The 22301-nt window shown below is 65.7% G+C and carries 22 protein-coding genes and 1 pseudogene; 14 read left to right on the top strand and 9 right to left on the bottom strand.

All coding sequences use genetic code 11. The annotated features are described in order from the left end of the window. The first annotated feature begins 84 nt into the window (after nt 1-84). From QNM97_RS19735 to QNM97_RS19725, 3 genes are all read left to right on the top strand, one after another. On the top strand, nt 85-846 hold the full coding sequence (locus QNM97_RS19735) for a siderophore-interacting protein (protein WP_283819963.1): 762 nt from the start codon (nt 85-87) through the stop codon (nt 844-846). 147 nt (nt 847-993) lie between these two features. Beyond that, a complete protein-coding gene (locus QNM97_RS19730) occupies nt 994-1920 on the top strand; it encodes an MTB12 C-terminal domain-containing protein (RefSeq protein WP_283819962.1) in 927 nt (308 codons plus the stop codon). A 17-nt stretch (nt 1921-1937) separates the two neighbouring features. Further along, nucleotides 1938-2900: an ABC transporter substrate-binding protein gene (locus QNM97_RS19725; protein WP_283823256.1), complete on the top strand. Its 963-nt coding sequence runs from the start codon at nt 1938-1940 to the stop codon at nt 2898-2900. 29 nt (nt 2901-2929) lie between these two features. On the opposite strand, the gene QNM97_RS19720 is transcribed toward QNM97_RS19725, so the two are convergent. The 4 genes and pseudogenes from QNM97_RS19720 to QNM97_RS19705 all read right to left on the bottom strand — a co-directional run bounded on the left by QNM97_RS19720 (nt 2930) and on the right by QNM97_RS19705 (nt 5620). Continuing rightward, nucleotides 2930-3439, bottom strand: coding sequence for a barstar family protein (locus tag QNM97_RS19720; protein ID WP_283819961.1), 510 nt, complete (start codon nt 3437-3439; stop codon nt 2930-2932). Between the two features lie 13 nt (nt 3440-3452). Further along, nucleotides 3453-3993 (bottom strand): annotated as a pseudogene (locus QNM97_RS19715) (guanyl-specific ribonuclease). Then, nucleotides 3990-5003, bottom strand: coding sequence for an N-acetylglutamate synthase, CG3035 family (locus tag QNM97_RS19710; protein ID WP_283819960.1), 1014 nt, complete (start codon nt 5001-5003; stop codon nt 3990-3992). The pseudogene QNM97_RS19715 and the gene QNM97_RS19710 overlap by 4 nt, the downstream one beginning before the upstream one ends. Nucleotides 5004-5011: 8 nt before the next feature. Further along, nucleotides 5012-5620, bottom strand: coding sequence for a peptide deformylase (locus QNM97_RS19705; protein WP_283819959.1), 609 nt, complete (start codon nt 5618-5620; stop codon nt 5012-5014). Nucleotides 5621-5839: 219 nt separating this feature from the next. Between QNM97_RS19705 and napA the strand changes: the two genes are divergently transcribed. The 4 genes from napA (at nt 5840) to QNM97_RS19685 (ending at nt 8770) form a co-directional block, all read left to right on the top strand. Further along, a complete protein-coding gene (gene napA, locus QNM97_RS19700; protein WP_208794105.1) occupies nt 5840-6202 on the top strand; it encodes a nucleoid-associated protein NapA in 363 nt (120 codons plus the stop codon). A 54-nt stretch (nt 6203-6256) separates the two neighbouring features. Further along, nucleotides 6257-6754, top strand: a complete 498-nt coding sequence (locus QNM97_RS19695) for a LytR C-terminal domain-containing protein (RefSeq protein ID WP_283819958.1) — start codon at nt 6257-6259, stop codon at nt 6752-6754. Between the two features lie 165 nt (nt 6755-6919). Beyond that, nucleotides 6920-7603: a superoxide dismutase family protein gene (locus QNM97_RS19690; protein ID WP_283819957.1), complete on the top strand. Its 684-nt coding sequence runs from the start codon at nt 6920-6922 to the stop codon at nt 7601-7603. 36 nt (nt 7604-7639) lie between these two features. Next, nucleotides 7640-8770 (top strand): glutamate--cysteine ligase, encoded by a 1131-nt coding sequence (locus tag QNM97_RS19685; RefSeq protein WP_283819956.1) that lies wholly within the window; start codon nt 7640-7642, stop codon nt 8768-8770. Nucleotides 8771-8818: 48 nt separating this feature from the next. Here the strand turns inward: QNM97_RS19685 and QNM97_RS19680 are convergent, their stop codons facing one another. From QNM97_RS19680 to QNM97_RS19660, 5 genes are all read right to left on the bottom strand, one after another. Further along, nucleotides 8819-9475 (bottom strand): HAD family hydrolase, encoded by a 657-nt coding sequence (locus tag QNM97_RS19680; protein ID WP_283819955.1) that lies wholly within the window; start codon nt 9473-9475, stop codon nt 8819-8821. Further along, nucleotides 9472-10827, bottom strand: coding sequence for an aspartate aminotransferase family protein (locus QNM97_RS19675; RefSeq protein ID WP_283819954.1), 1356 nt, complete (start codon nt 10825-10827; stop codon nt 9472-9474). The genes QNM97_RS19680 and QNM97_RS19675 overlap by 4 nt, the downstream gene beginning before the upstream one ends. Nucleotides 10828-10899: 72 nt before the next feature. Further along, nucleotides 10900-11883 carry a choline/ethanolamine kinase family protein gene (locus tag QNM97_RS19670; RefSeq protein ID WP_283819953.1) on the bottom strand — a complete coding sequence of 328 codons (984 nt, stop codon included), beginning with the start codon at nt 11881-11883 and terminating at the stop codon, nt 10900-10902. After that, nucleotides 11880-12668, bottom strand: coding sequence for a phosphotransferase family protein (locus QNM97_RS19665; protein ID WP_283819952.1), 789 nt, complete (start codon nt 12666-12668; stop codon nt 11880-11882). Before QNM97_RS19665 ends, QNM97_RS19670 begins: the two co-directional genes overlap by 4 nt. 122 nt (nt 12669-12790) lie before the next feature. Further along, entirely contained in the window at nt 12791-14227 is a 1437-nt protein-coding gene (locus QNM97_RS19660; protein ID WP_283819951.1) for an amidase family protein, read from the bottom strand. 210 nt (nt 14228-14437) lie between these two features. Here QNM97_RS19660 and QNM97_RS19655 point away from each other — a divergent pair, with 210 nt between their 5' ends. The 7 genes from QNM97_RS19655 to solA all read left to right on the top strand — a co-directional run bounded on the left by QNM97_RS19655 (nt 14438) and on the right by solA (nt 22050). Continuing rightward, entirely contained in the window at nt 14438-15220 is a 783-nt protein-coding gene (locus QNM97_RS19655; RefSeq protein ID WP_283819950.1) for a GntR family transcriptional regulator, read from the top strand. Between the two features lie 244 nt (nt 15221-15464). Continuing rightward, nucleotides 15465-15710, top strand: coding sequence for a hypothetical protein (locus tag QNM97_RS19650; RefSeq protein WP_283819949.1), 246 nt, complete (start codon nt 15465-15467; stop codon nt 15708-15710). Beyond that, the gene (locus QNM97_RS19645; RefSeq protein WP_283819948.1) at nt 15710-17314 is read left to right on the top strand and encodes a sodium:solute symporter family protein; all 1605 of its coding nucleotides are present in this window, start codon (nt 15710-15712) and stop codon (nt 17312-17314) included. Before QNM97_RS19650 ends, QNM97_RS19645 begins: the two co-directional genes overlap by 1 nt. Before the next feature lie 115 nt (nt 17315-17429). After that, a complete protein-coding gene (locus QNM97_RS19640; protein WP_283819947.1) occupies nt 17430-18890 on the top strand; it encodes an amidase in 1461 nt (486 codons plus the stop codon). 11 nt (nt 18891-18901) lie between these two features. Further along, the gene (locus tag QNM97_RS19635) at nt 18902-19699 is read left to right on the top strand and encodes an SDR family NAD(P)-dependent oxidoreductase (protein WP_283819946.1); all 798 of its coding nucleotides are present in this window, start codon (nt 18902-18904) and stop codon (nt 19697-19699) included. Between the two features lie 9 nt (nt 19700-19708). Further along, a complete protein-coding gene (locus QNM97_RS19630) occupies nt 19709-20866 on the top strand; it encodes a tyramine oxidase subunit B (protein WP_283819945.1) in 1158 nt (385 codons plus the stop codon). Further along, entirely contained in the window at nt 20863-22050 is a 1188-nt protein-coding gene (gene solA / locus QNM97_RS19625) for an N-methyl-L-tryptophan oxidase (protein ID WP_283819944.1), read from the top strand. The genes QNM97_RS19630 and solA overlap by 4 nt, the downstream gene beginning before the upstream one ends. The last annotated feature ends 251 nt before the right edge of the window (nt 22051-22301 follow it).

Here is a 22301-nt window from a genome sequence, read left to right as displayed (position 1 = left end):
TTCGATTCAACGCACGGGCACCGTCCCGGTTGGTTAGGCTACCCTGATCTCGATACCGACGTTCGAGGAAAGGGGCCATCTCCCATGGCCGAGACCACACACAAGGCGCCGTCGCGCGGGTGGCAGGGGGCGGTGCTCAAACTGCTGCGTGCCGACGATTACGAGTTCACGGTCACCAGCACCGAGAAGATCACCGAGCACTACATCCGGCTCGGCTTCACCGGCGGTGGTGTGCTCACCGATCGGCCGGTCCATCCCACGATGTGGGTACGGCTGTGGTTCGAGTCGAACGGCAAGGCTCATCAGCGTGGATACACCCTCGCCGACCCGGACCCGGCCACCGACAGTTTCTTCATCGAGTTCGCCGTTCACGACGGTGCGGCACTGCGATGGGCGTTGGCCGCCAAGCCCGGTGACACCATCAGCGCCACCTTCATGGGCTCCAAGTTCGCGATCCCCGAACCCGCGCCCGCCGGCTGGCTCGTCGCGGGCGACCCGGCGTCACTTCCCGCGATCAACTCGCTCCTCGACGCGCTCAGCGCGTCGTCGGGGCCGCAGGTCGGCGCGACGATCTGGTTCGAGTATTCCCACGACGACGACCGCGACCTGCCGATCCGGTTGCGCCCACAGGACACCATCCATTGGATCGCGCGTGGCGCCGACGGGAGCGCCCTCGTCGAGGCGGTGCGTGCTGCGGCCACGGCACAACCCGACCATTTCGGTTGGGTGGCACTCGATTCGGTGAACACCCGGGTGGTCGCCGACGTGTTCCGCACCGAATTCGGACTCGGCAAGAAACGTGTCAAGGCGCTGGCCTACTGGCAGGTCGACGCGGCCCCGTCCTGATCGGCATCCGTACGGATGACTCCGTACGGATGAATCCCGCCCATCCGTACAAAGCGGGCTTGGGTTTGATGCCGTATGCAGGTTAGCCTTTCCTGAACAGGGGCTTCGGGGGAGTGAAGGTCCTGCTGCCACGACAGGAGCACGACAGTGACACAGGCGCATGGGACACAGGCGTACGGGACACAGGGGCACGGGGCCACACCCGGCTATCCGGGTCAGGCATACGGGAGTGGGGCTTACGACACCCCCTACGGAGACGACCAGCCGACCGAGCAACACGCAGCCGCGGCTGGAGAGGTCGAGCCGGCAGAGTCGGAAGGCCAAGATCCGGAAGGCCCAGACGAGGGCGTGTCGGGTGGCTCGTCGCTCAACTGGCCCACGGTGCTGGCGTCGGCCGGTGTCGCCGCGGTGATCTCGGCGCTGATCGTCACGATCGGGGTGGTCGGGTTGCTCGTGGTCGACAACCGCAACGGACTGCAGAATACGGCCGCCCAGCCGACGGTGGTGAACCTCGGCGGCGCCCAAAGCGCGCAGGCGCCGGCGGCACCGGGTGCCGCGGCACCGTCGGCGCAGGCACCGGCGGGTCAGGTGCCCGCCGCGGCGCCGACCGAGGCCGTCCCACCGGCCGCCGGCGCGGTGACCCCGACCGCGGCGGTCCCCGCGCAGCCGGCCGCACCACAGGCAGGCGCACCCCAGGCCACCGCGCCCGCGGCGGTTGCCCCGGCGGCTCTGGCGCCGGCGCAGTTGACCACCAAGGTCAAGCTCGTGATGAACACCGGCGCACCCCGCGCCACCCGTGCCGCCGAACTCCAAGGCGGCCAGCAGGCACTGACCTCGGTCGACGCCGTGTCGAGGTTGTTGGCCGCGTATCCCAATTCCGGGTTCAGCTATCAGATCATCGGCCCGGTGACCGTGAGCGGTACCACGATGAATGCGCAGCTTCAGATGTCCTTGGTGGGCAACGGGTCTCGCTACAAGCCGATGAGATGGCTGTGGCTGGACGGCAAGTGGAAGCTCTCCAACGAGAGCGTCTGCGGCATCGCCTCCTACGCCATGATCCCGTGCTCGGTATGAGGGCGGGCGTGGCCGGGATGCGGGCACTGCTCGGAGTGATGATCACCGCCGCAGTGATCATCGGACTCGCCGCCTGCTCGTCGCCCGACGAGTCGGATTCCGGTGGCTCCGTACAGATCAACCTGCCCGACGGCCGGTCGGTGACGATCCCGCAGACCCCCACGCGGATCGTCACCCTCGGTGGGCAGTGGACCGATGTGCTGCTGTCGTTCGGGCAGAAACCGGTCGGCTACTACGACGCCATCCAGGCCACCGCCAAGCAACTCCCGCCGTGGTACGGCACCAAGCTCGCCGACTCCACGCCGCTCAACCCCAACGGGGACATCGTCGCCGATGTGGCCAACCTCAAGCCCGACCTCATCGTCGCGCCCGGATTCGCCTCCATGAGCGGGGTTTTCGACAAACTGACGAAGATCGCGCCGACCATCGACAAGATCAGTGGGGCCCAGGTAGATCCGTGGCAGGACATGGTCACCCTGATGGGCACCATCCTGCATCAGCCGGACAAGGCCACCCAGATCATCTCCGGCGTCGACGCCAAGATCAACGCCGTCGCCACGGAGTACCCGGGGCTGAAAGGCAAGACGTACTCGTTCGCCTACATGTATGGGTCCGACCAGATCTCGGTCCTCGGTGACCCGCAGGACGGGGCAGGCAAACTCTTCACCTCACTGGGACTGACGATGGCACCCCGGCTGGTGCAACAGAGCACGACGACCGGACAGCCGAGATTCCAGATCAGCGCCGAGAACCTGCCGTGGCTCAACTCCGACGTCCTGGTGATGGCCACCCAGTCCGACGCCCTGCGTACCCGCCTCGTCGGGCTGCCCGGATACCGCAACCTCACCTCGGTGAAGACCGGCGCGGTGTCGATGATGGATCAGGTACAGATCACCGGACTCAACGAGCCGTCACCGAACGCCACCGTCTACGTCCTCGACCGGTTGCGTCCGGCCCTGGCCCGCGCGGCGGGGCAGTAGCGCCGCCGAGACCGGCGGTCGGGAATCCCTCAGCTGTCGGGGATCGCCGACGCGACGGCGATGCCGGTGGCCCGCCACCGCGCCAGGGTGGCCCGACGTGCCGACGCCGGCGTCGAGAGCAACACGGCGAATGTGGCCGGGGGATCGGCGAAGTCGCGGTAGTGATCCCGGTAGAACACCAGTGACCGCGCGAACCAGCTGAATGTGTCGTCGGAGTGCGGCAGCACACGCTGCGCGTCGGTGAGTACGGTGAGGAATCCGGTAATCCCCGCGGGCTGATCGAGATCGCGCATGCAATCGTCGAAGGCGTCGGCGTTGCGCCCGAAATGGTCGGGGAATCGCCAACTCCGGGCGAACTCGTCGAACACGTCGGGGCGAGTGGTCAGTCGGTTGCCGGCGATCACCCGTACCCGGAAGCCGTCCGGTCGGGGCACGTCGGCGGTGGCCATGTCCTCGGGGTCCTCGATCAACCCCACCGCCGGCCCGTGTCCGGCGGCACCGATCAGGAACTCTTGCAGCGACACCCGTTGTGCCGTCATGTCTTGTGCGTCTTCATGAAGTCGGGCCCCTGATGAGTACGAAGGTCTGATAGTGGTCGTCGGTGTACCAGGCCGATCCGTCGCTGCCGGTGACGATGCGCTCGGCGTCGCGGGATCGGCCCGGTCTCTTCGGGTTGACGTCCCATTCGCGGTACGTGATCGCCTTTCCCGATGACGTGGCCGACGGCAGCCGACCCTCGTTGTTGCGGAACACGATTCCGCCACGGGTACCCGGTGCGTTGGCTGCCGCGGGCCACGTGCCCGCATCGATGAGCGCCAGCGTCTGGCGCACCCGGGCGGGAACCCGGCTGCCCGCCGGGGGGGGATGTGGATGGGGTGGATGTGGACTGGGCGGAGGTGCTCCGTGTGCTCGAGTGTGCGCTCGGCGACGAGGCCCCCGACGTCGAGGTCGTGGCATGGGAGTTGTCGATCACCCAGGTCACGATCACGACGACGGCGATCACCACCAGCGCGGCCGCGGAGATCACTGCCTGACGACGACGCCGAGCCGGACTCGGGGTGGGTGTACCGCGACCTTTCGCCCCGCCGGTCACGACGACGTCCGCAGTTCGATGTAGCGGTAACGGTGATGTAATGCGAAACCGCGTGCGCGATACCAGGTACCGGCGATCCGGTTGCCGGACTCGACCTGCAGGTACGCGCGTGCGGCCCCGTTCTCGGCACCCCACTGCCGCAATCGTGTGAGCATGGCGTCGCCGAGGTGCTCGCGGCGTCGTGTCGGATCGGTCCACAGCGCCGTCAGGCTGAGCATGCGTGTGCCGTCGGGTGATTCGGTGACCGCGCCGCGACCGATCGCGATCGGGCGGCCCGCCTCCTCGATGGCGGCGAAGGTCACCGGCGCGTCGTCGAGGGTCGCGCCCAGTACCGGCGTGGCCGCCGTGATGTCGGTGTCGGGGCCGAGATAGGCCCGAAGCCAGTCAGGGGTGGGGGTGGGGCGCAGTGTGACGTCCGGGTGTCCGGGGAATGGGCGATCGGTGCTGGGCCCGGCGGTCAACACGTGGATGACCGTGGACGCGGGCACGCCGTCGACCCCGGGCGGTACCAGTCGTTCGGGTGTCGCGATCAGGGTCGGCAGATCGCGGGCGGCATACCAGGATTCGATGGTCGATCGGGTGTTCGGGTCGAGGCGCGCCGAACGATCAAGGGCGATGGCCGAATTGGCGCGCCGGGAGATGCCCGCACCGGCCCGCACCAACCAGCCGTCGATCCACGCCTGCTCGGTGCCGGGCCAGGCGGCGGCCGCGGCGTGCTCGAGGGCGCGAATCTCGCTGTTGCGCACAGGAACCGCCGACAACACGCGCAACGAGGTGATCGCCGAGCGTGGTATCGCCTCGACGGTGCCGTTCCGGTCGAGTCGAACGGGGTCCCCGTCGTCGACGAGGAACCCGGTCACATCCGATTGGGTGGGGCCGCCGGCGCGTGCGGGAGCCGGATTGGGGGAGTCACGCCAATCGGCGGGAGTCGCCTCGCCCAGCAGATATCGCACCACGACGCGGTCGCCCCGGTATGCGCCGAGGTCGGGCCCGTCGTCGCCCACCGCCATCGCCGGAATCAGTCGTCGTCGTGGCCGAAGGGGTCGGCCTGCTCGCCGGGCACCCAGGTGAGTCCGGGCACGCCCCAGCCATTGCGTTTGATGGCCTTCTTGGCGGCGCGGGCGTTGCGGCCGACCAGGACATCGACGTAGAGGAAGCCGTCGAGATGGCCGACCTCGTGCTGCAGCATCCGTGCGAAGAATCCGCGGCCCTCCAGCACGACCTCGGCGCCCGTGCGGTCGACGCCGGTGACCCGCGCCCAGTCGGCCCGCCCGGTCGGGAACTGCTCGCCGGGCACCGACAGGCACCCCTCGTCGTTGTCGTCGGGGTCGGGCATGGTCTCGGGGATCTCCGAGGTCTCCAGTACCGGGTTCACGACCTCGCCGCGACGCCGCGTCGTGGACAGCCGGGACTCGCCGTCGGGGCAGTCGTAGACGAACATCCGCTTGCCGACGCCGACCTGGTTGGCGGCCAGGCCGACCCCGTTGGCGGCGTCCATCGTCTCGTACATGTCGTCGAGCAGGGTGACGATCGCCGCCGAGGGTCGTCCCTGCGCGTCGAGTTCGACCGGCTCGGTCGCGCGATGCAGGACCGGTTCGCCGACAATGCAGATCGGGAGGATTGCCATGCGGGACAGATTACTGTGCGCGAATATTCGTCGACCGTCGGTGACGGCGGGGCCCGGGGACGGGGTGAGCCGGGCCGGCTTCCCCCGCGAGTCACACCACCTCGGCCGGTGCCGTGCGTGGTTAGATATTCACGAACCACACCGCTGTGATTCTCGATGGCCGGCTCGTCGGAAAGTGCGCGGTGTGAGGTGTTGCAGCGAGATCTTCGAGGGAGCGAGATGGACGGCGCAGCAGCGCGTGACCAGAAGCAGCAGAGTGAACGGCCGGATTCGGTGACCACTCCCGACGATGGTGCGCAGGCGGTCGACCCGAATGCGGTCGGACCCGACGGTCTGTCGCGCCGCGACCACGACATCCTCGCCTTTGAACGGCAGTGGTGGAAGTACGCGGGGGCCAAGGAAGAAGCGATCAAGGAACTGTTCGGACTCTCGGCGACCCGCTACTACCAGATCCTCAACGCCCTGGTGGACCGTCCCGAGGCGCTCGCCGCCGACCCGATGTTGGTCAAGCGGCTGCGCCGGCTGCGGGCATCCCGGCAGAAGGCGCGCGCCGCGCGCCGGCTCGGGTTCGAGATCACCTAGCGGCGGCTGCAGCGTCGCGGGCGCACCGGCCGATGTGCGTTAAGGTCATCGGTGATGAATGCTGATCGCGAGTCGAACCGCCTGCCACTGCGGGCCGGCGCCATGGTGCTCTTTGCGGTCGCCATCGTGTTCGTGGCCCTGGGATGGCATCACGCGGCGACGTCCGGCGACAATCCCGAAGCCCAGTTGCAGGCCGCCCAGTCCAGCGTGCCGAGCACCACGAGCGCCCCGGCGAGCACCACGTCGTCGTCGGCGACCGGCAACGCGCGGATCTGCGTGATCAACGCGGGCACCGTCACCGGGCTGGCGACCGAGGTCGACGAGGAACTCAAGGGCAAGGGCTTCACCACGATCGGCATCAACGCCCAGAGCAACTACGACGGCGGCTTCTCGCAGAACACCGTCGTGTACTCGTCGTCGGCGCAGAAGGACCAGGCCGACCAGATCGCCCAGGCCCTCGACAACGACTACACCGTCGACTCCCGCGCGAACCTGGGGAGTTCCTTCAGCAGGTGCGTCGGCGGTATCGCCGTCGTCGCGGTGCAGCGATGACCCGGCATGCCTTACCTGGCGATCTCGGGCACCCCCGATCAGGCTCTCCCACCGCCGATCCCGCATACTTCAGTGCCGGGCCCATGGCACTGCCACCGGAACGAGTGTCGGCATCTGTGCCGGCACGAGTGCCGGTGTCCCATCACACATCACTCGAGGAGCGAGATGACCGTCAATTCGAAAGCAGGCTCTGCGACCATGCGTGCCCTCGCGGTGCTCGCGTCGGCGGGTGCCGTCGGGTTGGCCTTGGCGGCATGTACTCCCAACGAGCCGACGACCAGCGAGAAGGGCACCACCCCCGCGGTGCAGACCGGTGACCAGGCGCCCCAGGGTGGTCTCGTGGACGCCGACAACATCCCGGCCAGCGGTGGCCAGACCGAAACCGCCTCGCTGATCAACACCGACGGCAAGAACATCGGTGAGGCCGTCTTCCGGCCCAGCGGTTCCGCGCTCGGTGTCACCGTCACCGTCAAGGCCGGCAGCGGCATCCCCGCCGGATTCCATGCGATGCACATCCACTCCGGCAGCGCCTGCAACACGGCCGATAAGTTCGTCTCGGCGGGCGGACACCTGCAGGTCGACGGCCACACCGGTCACCCGTCGAGCGGCGACCTGGTGTCGATCAACATCCTGTCCGACGGATCGGGTTCCACGACGACCTCGACGTCGGCAGTGGACCTGTCGCAGATCGCCAACAAGACGATCATCATCCACGAGAACGCCGACAACTTCGCCAACATCCCCAATCGGTACACCTCCAACGGCCAGCCCGGCCCGGACGAGGAGACGATGAGCACCGGTGACGGTGGGGCGCGTCTGGCATGCGGTCAGATCTCGGCGGCTCAGTAAGTCTGCCGCCACACCCGGCGCGCCGAGGCTGAACTGATGCCGGTCAACACCCTCATCGGATTCCGCGGTTCGCCGACCCCGACGCTCGGGGTGGAGTGGGAGTTCGCGCTGACCGACAAGGTCACCGGCGATCTGTCCAACACGGCGGCGGATCTGTTCGCCGAGGTCGGCGCACGGTTCCCGGGACTCGACGGCAAGGTCCACAAAGAACTGCTGCGCAACACCGTCGAGCTCGTCACCGGCATCTGCAACACCACCGCAGAGGCGGTCGCCGACCTCTCGCACACGCTGCACGCGGTGCGCGGCGTCGTCGACGAACTCGGTGTCGACCTGTACGGTGCGGGTACCCATCCGTTCGCCGAATGGTCGACGCAGTTGCTCACCGAGGGGCATCGATACGCCGAACTGATCGAACGCACCCAGTGGTGGGGTCGGCAGATGCTCATCTGGGGTGTGCACGTGCACGTCGGTATCGACCACCGCGACAAGGTGTTACCGATCTTGTCGTCGTTGCTCAACTACTATCCGCATCTGCTCGCGTTGTCGGCGTCGTCGCCGATGTGGGCGGGCCAGGACACCGGCTATGCCAGCAACCGCGCGATGATGTTCCAGCAGTTGCCGACCGCCGGGCTGCCGTTCCAGTTCGAGAAGTGGAGCCAGTTCGAGGCGTTCGTCGCCGACCAGAAGACGACCGGGATCATCGACCACATCAACGAGATCCGCTGGGACATCCGGCCGTCACCGCACCTGGGCACCATCGAGGTGCGGGTGTGCGACGGGATGACCAACCTCACCGAACTCTCGGCGGTGGTCGCGCTGATCCATTGTCTCGTCGTCAATCTCGACCGTCGCCTGTCGGCGGGCGAGGAACTCCCGCAGATGGCTCCGTGGCTGGTTCAGGAAAACAAGTGGCGCGCAGCACGTTACGGCCTGGATGCGATTGTCATCCTGGATTCACGGTGCAACGAGCGGCTGGTGACCGACGACCTCGCCGACCTGCTGGTCCGGCTCGAACCGGTCGCCGCCGACCTGCAATGCCTCGACGAACTCTCACAGGTTGCCGCAATCGTGGAGCGCGGCACCAGTTATCAGCGCCAGCGCGCCGTGTACTCTCAGACCCACGACATGCGTGACGTGGTGGCCTCGGTGGTGTCGGAGCTGCAATAGTGCGCTGATCGGTAACGCGCAGCGGCAACAGCCGGCCATTGTCTGGGGTCACGGGCTCGGGTCATGGGCTCGGAGAATTTCTGCTGCACTACGCCCGTCGAGGCCGTTCCATCGGAGGAAGTCATCTCGATCGAGTAGGTGCCCGGAGAGGGGGACACCCAGGACGCGCGCGCCTGCGGCTACCCCGGCGGTGATGCCGGGAGCCGAGTCCTCGACGACGATACAGTCGCCGATGTCCACGCCCAGTTTCCGCGCCGCCAGCAAATAGGCATCCGGAGCGGGTTTGCCGTGCACCACGTCCTCCGCGGTGACAATGACGTCGAACGGCGTGAACGGCACCGCCGCGACGACACGTTCGGCGAGCACTCGATACGACATGGTGACCAGGGCGGTGGGCACGCCCAGTTCTCTGAGCTCGGCGAGTACCTGGACGGCGCCGGGTTTCCACGGAACCTCCCGGGTGAGCCGTGCGGTCACGTCGAGAAGGAAACGCTCGATGATCTCCTCGGAGGTGGCTACCGCGCCTGCGGCGATCAGCGTTCGGGCCATGTCGGGAAGCGTGGCACCGTTGAGAGAGCGCGCAAGCCCGGAAGTCCATTGCCCGCCGCCCTCTTCGAGAAGAGCGCGCGAGGACTCGGCGAAGTAGCCCTCGGTGTCGACGATGGTGCCGTCCATGTCCCATAGCACTGCGGCCGGACGACTCACTTGTGCACTGTCCTGGCCAGACGCACCGTCGAGAGGGCGTCCGCCAATCGCTCCACCAGCAGGCGCGCGTCGGCGGGCGAGTAGGTGAGCATCGGGCGGATCTTCAACGTGCTGCTCGTGGGACCGCACACCGAGATCAGCAGCCCGATGTCGCGACACGCGTTGATCAGGTCGGCCGTGAAGTCGATGGCGGGCGTCCTAGTTGTCCGGTCGGTGACCATCTCGACCCCGAAGTAGATTCCGGCGCTGCGGATATCGCCGATCTCCTCGAACCGCGTAGACAACTCGTCCAGGTCGTCCCGCAAGATGCTCCCGACCTTCTCGGCGTTGCCCGCCAGGTCTTGTTCCACGATCTCGGTCAGCACGGCCTGCGCCGCCGCGATCGGGACGCTGGAACCGCCGAAAGTGTTGAAGTAGGGAATATCACGGCCGAAGGAATCCAGCACGGAGCTGGTCGCCACCATCGCCGCCACCGGCACACCATTGCCCATCGGCTTGCCGAGGGTCACGATGTCGGGAACGGCGTTGTCGAGGGCAAAGCCCCAGAAGGCGTGGCCCACCCGTGCGAAGCCGGGCTGCACTTCGTCGGCGATGACGACGGCACCGGCGACATGCGCTGCGGCGTAGGCGCGGTGCAGCACATCCCGGCTCGGGAACACTCCGTCGGATGAGAAGATGCTGTCGGCCAGGAACGCCGCGGGGCGGTGACCACGCTCGCTCAACAGCGCGAATGCATCGCGGATTCGGCTCGCGAACTGTTCACCCACCGAGGCCCCGTCCCCGACCCGATAGGAGTCCGGTGGCGCGACCGCGATCACGTTGTCGGGCAGGTCGTTCGGACCGCCCGCCGACGGTGACACCTCTGCGCACAATGCGGTGGTGCCGTGATAGGCCTCTGCGGTCACCACGACGCCGGTCCCGCCGGTGACATGTCGGGCCACACGTAGAGCCAGATCGTTGGCTTCCGAACCCGAATTGGTGAACATCACCCGATCGAGCACCGCGGGGAAGGTGCCCAGCAACTGCTCGGCGTACTCCACCACGCTGTCCTGAAGATATCTCGAGTGCGTGGACAACTTGGAGAGTTGTTGCGACACGGCAGATACCACGGCGGGATTGCAATGGCCGACGCTCGCGACGTTGTTGTAGGCGTCGAGATACTCGTTTCCGTCGGCATCATAGAGCCGGGTACCCGAGCCGCGCACCAGATGGACGGGCCTGCGGTAGAACAGCCGATAGCTGGTGCCCAGCGCGGCTATTCGTCGGTCGACGAGTGCACGGCTGTGCGGATCGAGGCCGGTGGCCTGACTGATGTCGAAACGATTGCCATCCAGGATGGAGGACCTACCCATGGTTGCCTTTCACGGTCGGCGAAGTGGCCGTTGCAGCGCAACGGAAGTCAGCGAGTCAGATGGCGGGGACGCCTACAGGGTGCCGATCCAGGAACCCCAGCGCGGATCGCGTAGCCGCGACTGTGCGCGGTGGAGCTTCCACACCCCGTACTTGTGATAGTCGAAGTCCCAGCCACTGTTCAGCTTGGCGTTGACGATGCCCCACAGACCCCATTTGACGTCGGCGAGGAAGCCGCACACCTGAACTCGCGCGAGTGCCTGTGCGCAGACGGCCCCGTAGAACTGTTCGACGCACTCCGCCAGGCGGTGATCGTCGTAGAAGAATTCGGTGGTCATCACCGCCAGCTCGTAGGCGCGTTCGTTGTTGGACGAGAACTCGAAATCCACCAGACGCATCGGTTTGCCGTCGGAGATGAGGAAGTTACCGGGCATCGGGTCGTTGTGACAGGGTGCGAGATCGATACCACCGGCCAGCAGAGCCTGCTGGGCGCTGTGCTGCTCACGCATCAGTTCAGACCAGAAGCGAGGCAAAGTGATTCCGAGCTCGGCAGTCTGTACCAGGTGTTCGTCGATCATGTCGAGCACGGTCTTGGTGGACGGGAGCGGCTCGATGCTCCCGAATGCCCGGTACAGACCGATGATTTCGCTGGTGATCTCGGGCTGCTTCATGTCGCCGTTGGTGCATGCGCGATAGCCTTCGAGGAATTCGATGATTTCGATACCGGTGTCGGCGTCGAAGTGCACGATCCGTGGGCTGATGCCCAGCGCCCCGGCACGTTCTGCCGCGACGTGGGCGTTCTTGCGGTCGATGAAGGCTTCCGAACCCGCGCCCGGGATCTTCAGGAAGAAGGGTATCTGTTCGCCCTCGACTTCCAGGCGCCAGTTCTCGTTCTGCAGCCCACCGTGTACCGGCGAGTAGGCGACCTGCCGGCCTTGCCACTCGATGACCGCATCGAGGGCTGCCTCGACGGCGTGCTCGGCCTCGGTCCGGGCGTGTCCGCGTATCCCGCCCGTTGGCACCGCGCTGTTCTCGTCCTGGGCACTGAGCGTGCTCACGCGTTGATCCTCCTCAACAGCTCGTGACAGCGGTTGCTGGACAATGCCATGCGAGCGCGAAGCAGTTGCCAGTCGCCGTACTTGGAGTACTCGTGGGTTCCCGGGTCGAGGGCATCGACCAGGATCCCGACCATCGCCTGCCGTACGTGGTCGGCGAAACCGTAGATCATGGCTCGGGCAAAAAGAGACTCGTCGATACTGCCGCAAGCGATTTCAAAGAGTTCGCGCGCGTGGTTCTCGTCGTCGGCGAGTTCCACGAGTGTTACGCCGACGTCCTGGAGCGGGTCCATCAGCCCCGACCAATCCCAGTCAACGAGCACTGGTGTGTCGTCGTCATGGGCGAGCATGACATTCGAGAGGTTGCCGTCGCCGTGGCGAAACACGATGTCGTGACCGACTGCTGAGATACGTTGTTCGGCATCGCCGAGCGTGCGACGGAGGAAGGCCATCTCGGCCGGGATCGCGGCACCGGCACGGCGTGCCAGAGCGTGCAGCGCGGAGATGTCGTCAAAGACACTCATCTCGCGGGCCACCTTGGGTTGCGCCGTATCTACGGAGGCGCGCACGGCGAAGAGTGCCGCCACCCGCTCTGCGGAATCCAGGTCTGCAAGAGTCGCTGTCTTGTGTGATTCGGTGAGGTCGGCCATCACGATCAGGCCTGACGCGGTGTCAGTGGTCATCACCGCCGGTGCGATGCCGGCGAGACCTGCGGCCGACGCCGCCGCCGTCGCTGTGTCGACATTCACATAGGTTGTGGCACAACCGGTATAGCTGCGCACCAGCACCGGTTGACCGTCAAGTGTGCCTCGCAGGCGGACGGTGTCGGCACCCCACCAACTGGGGCTGGCCATCGTCGGTGTCGCGTCCAACGGATCGGTCAGGCCTGCGATGGGTGAGACCGCGACGCTCATGGCTGCTCCCTCCATACCGCGCCCGGCTGGGTGCGGGGCTCCAGTGGCCAGTCGAGGCCCCGTCCGCGCCGGCCTTCGAGCCAGCCTGCCAGGGCCAACACCCGGCGGTCGGAGAACCGTGGTCCGGCAAGCTGTACCGCAACAGGATGTCCTGCGTCGTCACCGAAGGGCAGTGAGATCGCCGGCTGCCCTGTCTGGTTGAACCATGCAGTGAAACTGCAATGCTCAAGGGGCCTGGCAGGATTCATGCCCAGATCAGTGGCGGGAAAGGCTGGGCTCGGAAGCGTCGGCGCAAGGACGAAATCGACAGACTCTTGCGCTGCGCACCAACGCATCTGATCCTGCATCACCCGGCCCAATGCTCGTTCGTAGTCGGTGGCACTACAAGTCCCGGCATCGACGATCCAGCGCACCAATCCGGGAAGCACCTGAATCCCACGCTCGCCGAATGCCTCCAACTCGGCGCGTGCCCGAACCAGGTAGAGCGTGTCCAGCGCATCGTAGGCATCGGCGGCGAAGGGTGCGGGCATCTCGGTGATGGTGCACCCTGCGTCGGCGAACACCTCCGCAGCGGCGCCCAGTGTCCGCAGCGTGGGTGCGTCTGCGGCGAAACCATATCCCATATCGGTGAGCAGTCCGATGCGCAGGCCGCGTACGTCGTCGAGGGGCGGTATCGGTGCTTCCCGATCAGCTTCGTCCGGCAGTGACAGCGTGTCGCGCGGATCGTGACGGGCGATGACCCGGTAGATGTCCGTGAGGTCGGCGACCGTCCGCGCCATTGGTCCGGCGCTGCGCACGGTGCTCGGCGCCAGATGCGAGATCCTGCCCTGGGTCGGTTTGATGGCGACGATCCCGCAGTGCGCCGCGGGCAACCGTACGGAGCCGGCGATGTCGGTTCCCACAGCGCCCCAGGTCAGTCCGGCAGCCAGTGACGCACCCGCTCCCGAGCTGGAGCCGCCAGGCGTGACCTCGGTATCCCACGGATTGCGGACGATGCCATAGAGCGAGGAGACGCCGGAGGCGAGCATCCCGAAGTCGGGCATCGTGGTCTTGGCGACGATCACCGCGCCGGCTTCGCGCAGTCGTGCGGTGGGTGGGGCGTCGAGGGTGGCGTCGGGCAGGCCGTCGTTGGGTAGGCTGCCGTGTCGCCATGGCAGTCCCACCGCGTTCACGCTGTCCTTGACCGTAACCGGGACACCGTCAAGCGGTCCGAGTTGGTCACCGGTCGCCCATCGCCGAGCCGATGCCTCGGCGGCGACCAGTGCGCCATCGAGATCGGTGGCGGCGATCGCGTTGATCGCCGGCTGTACGCGATCCATGTGCGAGATGGTCGCGGCCAGTGCCTCGACCGGTGTGGTTGCTCCGGAGGCAAAGTCCTGCCGCAGCGTGTCGATGGTCGACCCGATGAGGGATGGCCGTATGTGCGGTGGCATGAGCCGATCATCGGCCGTGACCATTTCTGGTCCGACGTCGCAAGGTAAATTCCGTATTGCCGTGGCGAGGTGCGAGTTCCCGATGGTGGTGCGACGCTTGTGGTCACGTCGTCGGCGAGGATGCGGAGCAGCGGCGTGAGTGCTGACGTTTCCGCGTCGACGACACGGTGAGTGATGGACGAGGACAAGACCTTTGCAACCATTTCGCGGTTGGCTGATGACCTGGCCGGCCGCGGATTCGTCAAACTCCCCGCCGAGCGGGAGTTGGCGCAGCGTCTTCAGATCTCGCGATCGGCGGTGCGTCGTGCGCTGGCCGGTCTGGAACAGCAGGGTGCCATCAGACGAGTGCGCGGCCGCGCGGGTGGGGCCTTCCTGACCGCCGCCGAATCGCGGCCGGACGACACCTTTGCCGACTCTTCGGACGTGGCCGCGAGCCGTCAGGTCGAGCGCACGCTCGACACCGTGGTCGGGGTGCCGCAAATGCTCCGGTCGCAGGGCTTCGAATCCGGGACCAGGCTGTTGTCGGCGAGTTACGAACATCCCAGCAGTGAGGAGCGCACCTACTTTGGAATCGGCCCGGATGATCTGATGGCCGCGATCGTGCGTATTCGCTTCGCCGACGGTGATTCCTTGTCGCTGGAGTCGTTTCGAATTCCCGCGGGACGCTTTCCACGTCTGCTCGAGCACTCGTTGATCGGTTCAATGTACGAACTGCTCGATGAGCATTACGACGTGCGCGCCGCGGCGGCCCAGGAACAGATCCGTGTGGTGCCCGCGACACCGCGCGTTGCAGCGGCGCTGGCCGTTGAGGTCGAGACCCCGCTACTCAAGGTCACGCGGGAGAGCGTAGATCATCGGGGTGAGCCGCTGGAGCGATCCGTCGACTACTTCCGCGCCGACCGCACCGTCCTCCACGTCACCGCCCACTCTCGTGACGAGGCCGATTTTCCGGGGCCACGGCTGCAGCACAGACTCGAAATCGCCGATGGCTGACGCCGATCAGGTCTCCGGCACGGCGTAACACCTCCGTTACTACCGGGCGCGTGACCAGTAATGGTCATCTCGCACACTGACGATGCACGCCCGGAGTGGACTCGGACGAGGACAATGGTGTCCGATCCCTGCGGCCCCTCATTCCCGAGCCGGTTCGTCATCGCACACCGAGCACTCCGCTGTGCGCTCATTCCACCGAGCCCGCTCATCCGGGTGATTCCCAATCGAAGAAAGGAGCCGCACGTTGTCTCACTTCATCAAGAGCCTTGACCGGAAAACGATAAATGTGACGTTCGGCATTGTTTACGCCTTCGCTCTGCTCATGGCGCTGTTCCCGCCACTTTATCTGAGTGCCAGCGGTACTCGCGGTCCCATCATCTTCGGCGTCCCGTGGTCGATCCTCTACTGGATCCTCAACGCTGCGCTCGTCGGCATCAGTCTTTCCGCGCTCTACATCGTGGAAAACATTCGCGGGGAGGCGGACAGCTGATGGCAATCATGTTGGGAATGCTCCTCGCGTTCTACGCGGTGGTTGTCGGAATCCTGTATCTGACCAAACAGAAGTCACAGCCGACCTTCGACGAATACTCGGTAGGCGGACGGAGCTATGGAACATGGTTCGTGGCAATGTCTTACGTCAACTCGTGGTGGCCCGGGTCGACTTTCATCGCGTTCTTCGGGCTGGCCGCCGGCGCCGGTGTGTTCGGTATGTATGCCCTTGCGTATTCGACGCTGGGTGTGGCCTTCATGTACCTCATGGCGACCCGGGCGTGGCGCTGGGGCAAGGTATACGACCTCCGTACCCAACCGGATCTGCTGCGAGTGCGTTACGGTTCGCAGGCCGTGCGCGTGATTGCCAGCATCATCGGTGTGGTGTCGCTGTTCCCGTGGGTGGTGCTGGGTATGCAGGCACTGGGGGAACTCTTCGAAATCGCAAGCGGCGGAGCATGGTCTGTGGTGGCATCGCTCATCGTGGGCCTGGTGGTCATCCTGATCCGGCAGATCTGGACCGTCCAGATGGGGATGCGCGGTCTGATCATGACCGACATGTTCCAGGGCATCGTCGCCTACGGAGTCTCGTCGCTGGTCGGCATCATCATGCTCACCGGAGCATTCGGAAGCCCGATCAGCTGGGGCGACCTGGCATCGGTTTCCGACAAGTTCCTGGCGATGCCCGGCGACGGCGGCAGCTATGGCCCCTGGTACATCTTCGCGCTGATCTTCACCGGTGTGATCGGATCACTGTGCTGGCCCACCAGTTTCCAGCGCATCTACACCGCATCCAGCGTCCGGACCGTCAAGAAGGGAACGCTGGCAACGATTGTGATCTCGGCGACCTTCTACACCATTCTCATGCTCGTCGGCATCGCCGCGGTGAGCATTCCCGAAGTGGTTACCGACCCGCAGTCCGCGTGGTTCACGATCATGGACCAGTTCGGCGGCACCTGGATGCTCGGACTCGCTGTGGTCATCGTGTTCGCCGCGCAGATGGGGCACACCGATGCCAGCGTGCAGGTCGCGGGGCTGCAGGTGTCCAACGACATCATCGCCACCATCAGGAGGCGGCCGTTGTCGGATCACCAACTCACCGTCATCGCCAAGACCAGCATGGTGATCTACATGCTGCTGGCTGCTGCGATCGCCTTCCTCACATTCAACTTCGATCGGCTGCAGTTGCTCGCGCAGATCTCTTACCAGGGCATCATCCAGTTGTCGGTGCCGTTGTTTCTCGGCATATTCTGGCGTGGCGGTAATCGCCACGGAGCCATCTGGGGCATGGTCTCCGGATTCGTCATCGCCGGCGTGCTCACACTGGTATTCCCCGACGACATCTCAGCACTCGGCAGCATCACTGGTGGAATCGTTGGCTTGGCAGTCAATCTCGGAGTCTTCCTGATCGTGTCCGCGCTGACCGGGCACTCCGCGGACGAGCGTGCGCGGGTGGAAGAGATGTTCCGGGTGGCCGCACGGGTTCCCTCCGATTCGGCAGAGCCGACTGCAGCACAGCATGATCCGGCCCATCCGAGTTCCACCGGCGACATCGAGCAGGTCGTCGAGCCCCGAAAGCCCGTGGGGGCGGGCGAGGCCGGCTGACCTCTCGGCCGATCAGTCAAGTCCCACAGAGTGACCGGATGGGCGGGTGAGGCGTACTTCGTGCGCCCGCCCATCCGTGACTTTCCCATCCTCCCCGTCAGATACGGAGACCACCATGGACGTCGATCGCTACGCCTGGATGACCGCCACCGACATCGCCGAAGAGATTGCCGCGGGACAACTCACCGCACTCGAGGTGGCCGAAGCGGCCTGTGGCCGCATCGAAGCCCTCAATCCGGCGCTGAATGCCTATGTGCACTACGACCGCCGGCAGATCATCGATGACGCCAACCGTCTCGACGCACTCCAGGCCGCGGGCGCGCCACTCGGCCCACTTCATGGCGTGCCCTTTGCCATCAAATCGTTGACGGCGGTCGGTGGTTTGCCAGCCACACACGCGATGAAGCCGTTCGCCGACGAGATCGGCGCGGAAGACGCAGTGGTCGTACAGAGGATGAAGGAAGCGGGCGGGTTGTTCACCGGCTTGACCAACGCCCCCGAGGCCGGCTACTACGGCGGCACCGACGGTCACCTGTACGGGGCCACGCACAACCCGTGGAAACGAGGATTCTCCGCCGGCGGTTCGTCCGGCGGGTCGGCTGCAGCCGTCGCCGCGGGAATGGTGCCGATCGCCGAGGGCGCCGACGGCGCGGGATCGGTTCGCATCCCGGCCGCGATGTGCGGGGTGGTCGGTTTCAAGCCGTCGTTGGGACGAATTCCCCACTCGCTCTTGCAGACCAAGTTCGAAACGTGGGTCTTTCACGGACCGATTGCACGCACCCCGGCCGATGCGGCGTTGATGCTCGACGTGATGAGTGGTTTCGATCCGAGCGACCCAATGAGCCTGACCACCGAGAACTGTTCGTATGTGTCGCATTTGGGGCGATCGATGGCCGGTCTACGTGTCGCGTACTCTGCGGATCTGCACATCGGCTACGTCGATCCCGAGGTCGCCGCGCTCTGTCGGGATGCAGTCGAGGCGTTCGCCAAACTCGGTGCCACCGTCATTGAGGACACACCGGCTTGGGGTCAGCCGGAACAGGCCATGTGGGAAGGCATTTGGGTACCCGGTTTCGCCGCGGACAACGACCTGTTCACAGACTGGGCTGATCTCCGTGGTCAGGTCGACGACCAGCTCATCGAGATCCATCAGCAGGCCAAGACACTCACCGCAGAACAGATCGGTCGCGCACAGGCATTCCGGTCACGGATGTACGACACATTCACCGAGTTCATGCAGACCTATGACCTGCTGGTGTCGCCGACTCTGGCGACCGCCACCTTCCGGCTCGATCGGTTCGCCCCGGAATGGTTGTCCGGAAGGCCACTTCGCTCGCAGCTGCTCGGCTGGTTGTTGACCTATCCCTACAACCTGCTCACCTCGCCGGCCATCACCGTTCCGGCTGGTTTCACTGCCGACGGACGGCCCGTGGGACTACAGATCGCGGCCCGGCATCGTGCCGACGGAGATGCGCTGGCTGCCGCGCAGGCGTTTGCGACGGTACGACCGTGGCACGACCGGCATCCCGAGTTGTGCATGGCGAGCCACGACACCCCCACCGTCAAGACCACGTGACAGGAGTGAAAGTGATTGACCTGAAGGGAAAGAGCGCCGTGGTTACCGGCGGCTCCCGCGGCATCGGACGTGCGTGCGCACTCCGACTGGCGCAGGCGGGTGCGTCCGTGGCGATTCTCGACCGCACCGACTGGAAGACGCCTGAGACCGAATCGTGCTCCGGCCAGATCCGCAGATCCGGGGGCACCGCTGTCTCCTACGAACTCGACGTCTCCGACTCGGCGCAGGTCGACGCGGTCTTCGAGCGGATTGCCGCGGACCGGGGGATCGACATCCTCGTCAACAACGCGGGAGTGTTGCACGCGGGCAGTGCAACCGAGACCACCGACGAGGTATGGCGCAACCAGTTCGCGATCAACGTGGACGGCACCTTCTTCTGTACCCGAGCCGCGTTGCGCGCGATGCTCGATGAAGGTAGCGGCGGCAAGATCATCAACGTCGCTTCTATCAGCGGCCTGCGTGCCAATCCGGGTTTCGCTGCCTATTGTGCCAGCAAGGCGGCCATCGTCAACTTCACGCGGCAAGTCGGAATCGATTACGGTGCACAGGGAATCAACGTCAACGGAGTTGCTCCCGGCTTCGTGGAGACCGAGATGACCGCCATTTACCCGCCGGAGATCCGGGCAGCGCTGGAGGGGCAGACGCCGAACGGAAAGTGGGCGAGTCCCGATCACATCGCCGACGCGGTCCTCTTTCTCGCGTCGTCGTTGTCTGACCATATCTGCGGTGAGATCGTCGCGGTGGACGGGGGCTGGCTGGTGGGTACCCCGGTCGTCGTACCGGCCGGAACAAGTGGGACAGTTGAGTGAGAGACGGTTATGAACACGAATGATGCTGCACACGAATCGATATGCGATACCGCCATCGACTTCGTCTATCTGTCGGAACCGGACATGGTGGCCGCAGGCGTCACCGACATGGCTGCCTGCGTCGACACGATGGAGGAGATGTTCGGCGTCCTCGGTCGCGGCGACTATCGGATGGCGGGCAAGAATGCCGACTCGCACGGATCGATGGTCGCCTTTCCCGATGACCCGCAGTTCGCGGGCATGCCACGCAATACCGAGGACCGCAGATTCATGGCGATGCCCGCCTACCTCGGCGGCCGATTCCGTGCGGCGGGCGTCAAATGGTACGGCTCCAACATCGAGAACAAGGCATCCGGGCTGCCACGCTCCATTCACCTGTTCGTGCTCAACGACGTCGACACCGGGGCACCCCGCGCCGTCATGTCCGCCAATCTGCTCAGCGCGATGCGGACCGGAGCGGTCCCGGGAGTCGGCGCTCGGCTCTTTGCCGCCCCGGAAGCCACGACGGTGGGGATCGTCGGGCCAGGCGTCATGGCGCGTACCGCGCTCCAGTCCTTCGTCGTGGCCCGCCCTAGTATCGAGGAGGTGCGGATCAAGGGGCGTAGCCCGCGCGGGGAGAACGCTTTTCGGGAATGGGCGGCCAAGGAGTTGCCCGACATCCGCGTCGAGATCATGCCCGACAACGAGAGCGTGGTGCGTGGTGCAGACATTGTCACCTACTGCACCACCAGTGGCGGAACCCGGGACAACTACCCCGAACTGCGGCGGGAGTGGGTCAAACCGGGAGCGTTTCTGGCCATGCCCTCCTCGGCGCGCGTCGACGACGGGATGCTCGCCTCGGATGTCCGCAAGGTCGTCGACAACCTCGGCCTCTATGAGGCGTGGGCCGAGGAGTTTCCCTATCCCACATACGAATCGATTGCCATCATCGGATGTCACTTCACCGACCTGGTGCACGAGGGCACGCTTGCGCCGGAGGACATCGACGACATCGGCAAGATCATCGCCGCCGGTGACGTCGCTCGTCGCGACGACGAGATCGTGCTGTTCTCCATCGGGGGGATGCCCGTCGAGGACGTGGCGTGGGCGACGCGAGTGCTCGAACGGGCGGGATCTCTGGGCATCGGCACCCCGTTGAATCTGTGGAACACACCGGTGCTCGCGTGAGAGATCGGTTCAACCACACGCCGAGGGCCGACGTCGACGTTGCCGTCATCGGCGCCGGAACGGTCGGCGCGCTGACCCTGTGGCAGCTTTCCCAGCGCGAGGGGCTGTCGGTGATGGGAATCGAGCACCACGGCCGCGCGCATGGCGAGGGTTCGTATGCCGGGGAGTCGCGACTGTTCCGACTCGCCTACAAGGAGGGCCCGCTCTACGTCCCGTTGCTCGTCGAATCCCGTCGCATGTGGCACCAACTACAGCAAGAAGCCGGCGTGGAGATGTTCCTGCCGGTCGGGGCGCTGAGTGTGGGACCGGCCGACCGTGCCGAGATGCAGGCGACGCGTGACACCATCGAGGCTTTCGATCTGCCGCACCGGATGCTCGACAACTCCGAACTGCGGCGCGAGTACCCGCAACATGCTGTGGGCGGCGACGACGTGGCGATCCTCGACAGCCAGGGCGGCGGTATTCGCCCTGAAGTGGCGGTACTGAACGCCCTTCGGCTCGCAGAGGAACGAGGCGTCCAGATCCGCTATCGGAGTCCGGTGCTCGCCATCGAACCCGACGCCGCGGGGGTGACGGTACGGACGATGAGCGGTGACGTACGCGCTCGTCACGTGGTGGTATCGGCGGGATCCTGGGCGTCGCGGTTGGTCGGGGCAACGGCCGACCTATTGACGGTGCAACGTCTCGTGCTGGCCTGGTTCATGCCTCGAGACATCGATCATTATGCGCCGCAACACTTTCCCGTATTCATGCGCGATGTGGGAGATGTGCATTTATTCGGCGCGCCCAGCCTGGACGGCTACAGCGTGAAGGTCAGTCCCGGACATGTCGGTCTGCCCGCGGCGCGTACGCCGGAAGAACTGACGTCCGGAGTCGATTCGCGGATGCGTGCCCTTCTCGGCGCCCGCGTACACGAGTGCTTTCCCGACATGAATCCGGAACCGGTACGTGTGAGTGAGCACCATGACGCGTTCACGGCGGATCGGGTACCGATCGTTGACTTCGACGACACCGGGCGGGTCGTCTTCGTCGCCGGATTGTCGGGCCATGGGTTCAAGCTCGCACCGGTCTTCGGACGCATGGCGTGTGATCTCGTGGTCGATGGGGAAAGTGATTGGTGGAGAGCGGAATTCGGACTCGGAGCCCACATGGAACGAGCATCGAGGGTGGATGACCGCCTGTGATACGTCACCTGAACCCGGGGTCAGGAACGTAGGCTGCGCAGCCCCGCACGGATCTCTCGGACCAGGATCTCGGGTTGTTCGAGCGCGGCAAAGTGCCCTCCGTGCTCGGCTTCGCCGTAGTGAACGAGGCTGCGATAGGTGTCCTCGATCCACGTCCGAGGCAGGCGTGGGATGTCTGCGGGAAAACGGTCACCGCGACCGGCAGTGTCAGCGTCGGGCCCGCGAAGCCGGCCGAACCGTTCTCCCAGTAG

It is taken from the genome of Gordonia sp. L191, assembly GCF_030077625.1.
GTDB lineage: Bacteria > Actinomycetota > Actinomycetes > Mycobacteriales > Mycobacteriaceae > Gordonia > Gordonia polyisoprenivorans_A.
The sequence above is the reverse complement of the archived record's forward strand: the minus strand, read 5'-3'. Positions and strand labels throughout refer to the sequence as shown.

Excerpts from the sequence above, each read along its gene's own strand:
- QNM97_RS19735 (WP_283819963.1), top strand. The coding sequence starts at position 85 with ATGGCCGAGACCACACACAAGGCGCCGTCGCGCGGGTGGCAGGGGGCG.
- QNM97_RS19725 (WP_283823256.1), top strand. The coding sequence starts at position 1,938 with ATGCGGGCACTGCTCGGAGTGATGATCACCGCCGCAGTGATCATCGGA.
- QNM97_RS19720 (WP_283819961.1), bottom strand. The coding sequence starts at position 3,439 with ATGACGGCACAACGGGTGTCGCTGCAAGAGTTCCTGATCGGTGCCGCC.
- QNM97_RS19710 (WP_283819960.1), bottom strand. The coding sequence starts at position 5,003 with ATGGCGGTGGGCGACGACGGGCCCGACCTCGGCGCATACCGGGGCGAC.
- QNM97_RS19705 (WP_283819959.1), bottom strand. The coding sequence starts at position 5,620 with ATGGCAATCCTCCCGATCTGCATTGTCGGCGAACCGGTCCTGCATCGC.
- napA (WP_208794105.1), top strand. The coding sequence starts at position 5,840 with ATGGACGGCGCAGCAGCGCGTGACCAGAAGCAGCAGAGTGAACGGCCG.
- QNM97_RS19695 (WP_283819958.1), top strand. The coding sequence starts at position 6,257 with ATGAATGCTGATCGCGAGTCGAACCGCCTGCCACTGCGGGCCGGCGCC.
- QNM97_RS19690 (WP_283819957.1), top strand. The coding sequence starts at position 6,920 with ATGACCGTCAATTCGAAAGCAGGCTCTGCGACCATGCGTGCCCTCGCG.
- QNM97_RS19685 (WP_283819956.1), top strand. The coding sequence starts at position 7,640 with ATGCCGGTCAACACCCTCATCGGATTCCGCGGTTCGCCGACCCCGACG.
- QNM97_RS19675 (WP_283819954.1), bottom strand. The coding sequence starts at position 10,827 with ATGGGTAGGTCCTCCATCCTGGATGGCAATCGTTTCGACATCAGTCAG.
- QNM97_RS19660 (WP_283819951.1), bottom strand. The coding sequence starts at position 14,227 with ATGCCACCGCACATACGGCCATCCCTCATCGGGTCGACCATCGACACG.
- QNM97_RS19645 (WP_283819948.1), top strand. The coding sequence starts at position 15,710 with ATGGCAATCATGTTGGGAATGCTCCTCGCGTTCTACGCGGTGGTTGTC.
- QNM97_RS19640 (WP_283819947.1), top strand. The coding sequence starts at position 17,430 with ATGGACGTCGATCGCTACGCCTGGATGACCGCCACCGACATCGCCGAA.
- QNM97_RS19630 (WP_283819945.1), top strand. The coding sequence starts at position 19,709 with ATGAACACGAATGATGCTGCACACGAATCGATATGCGATACCGCCATC.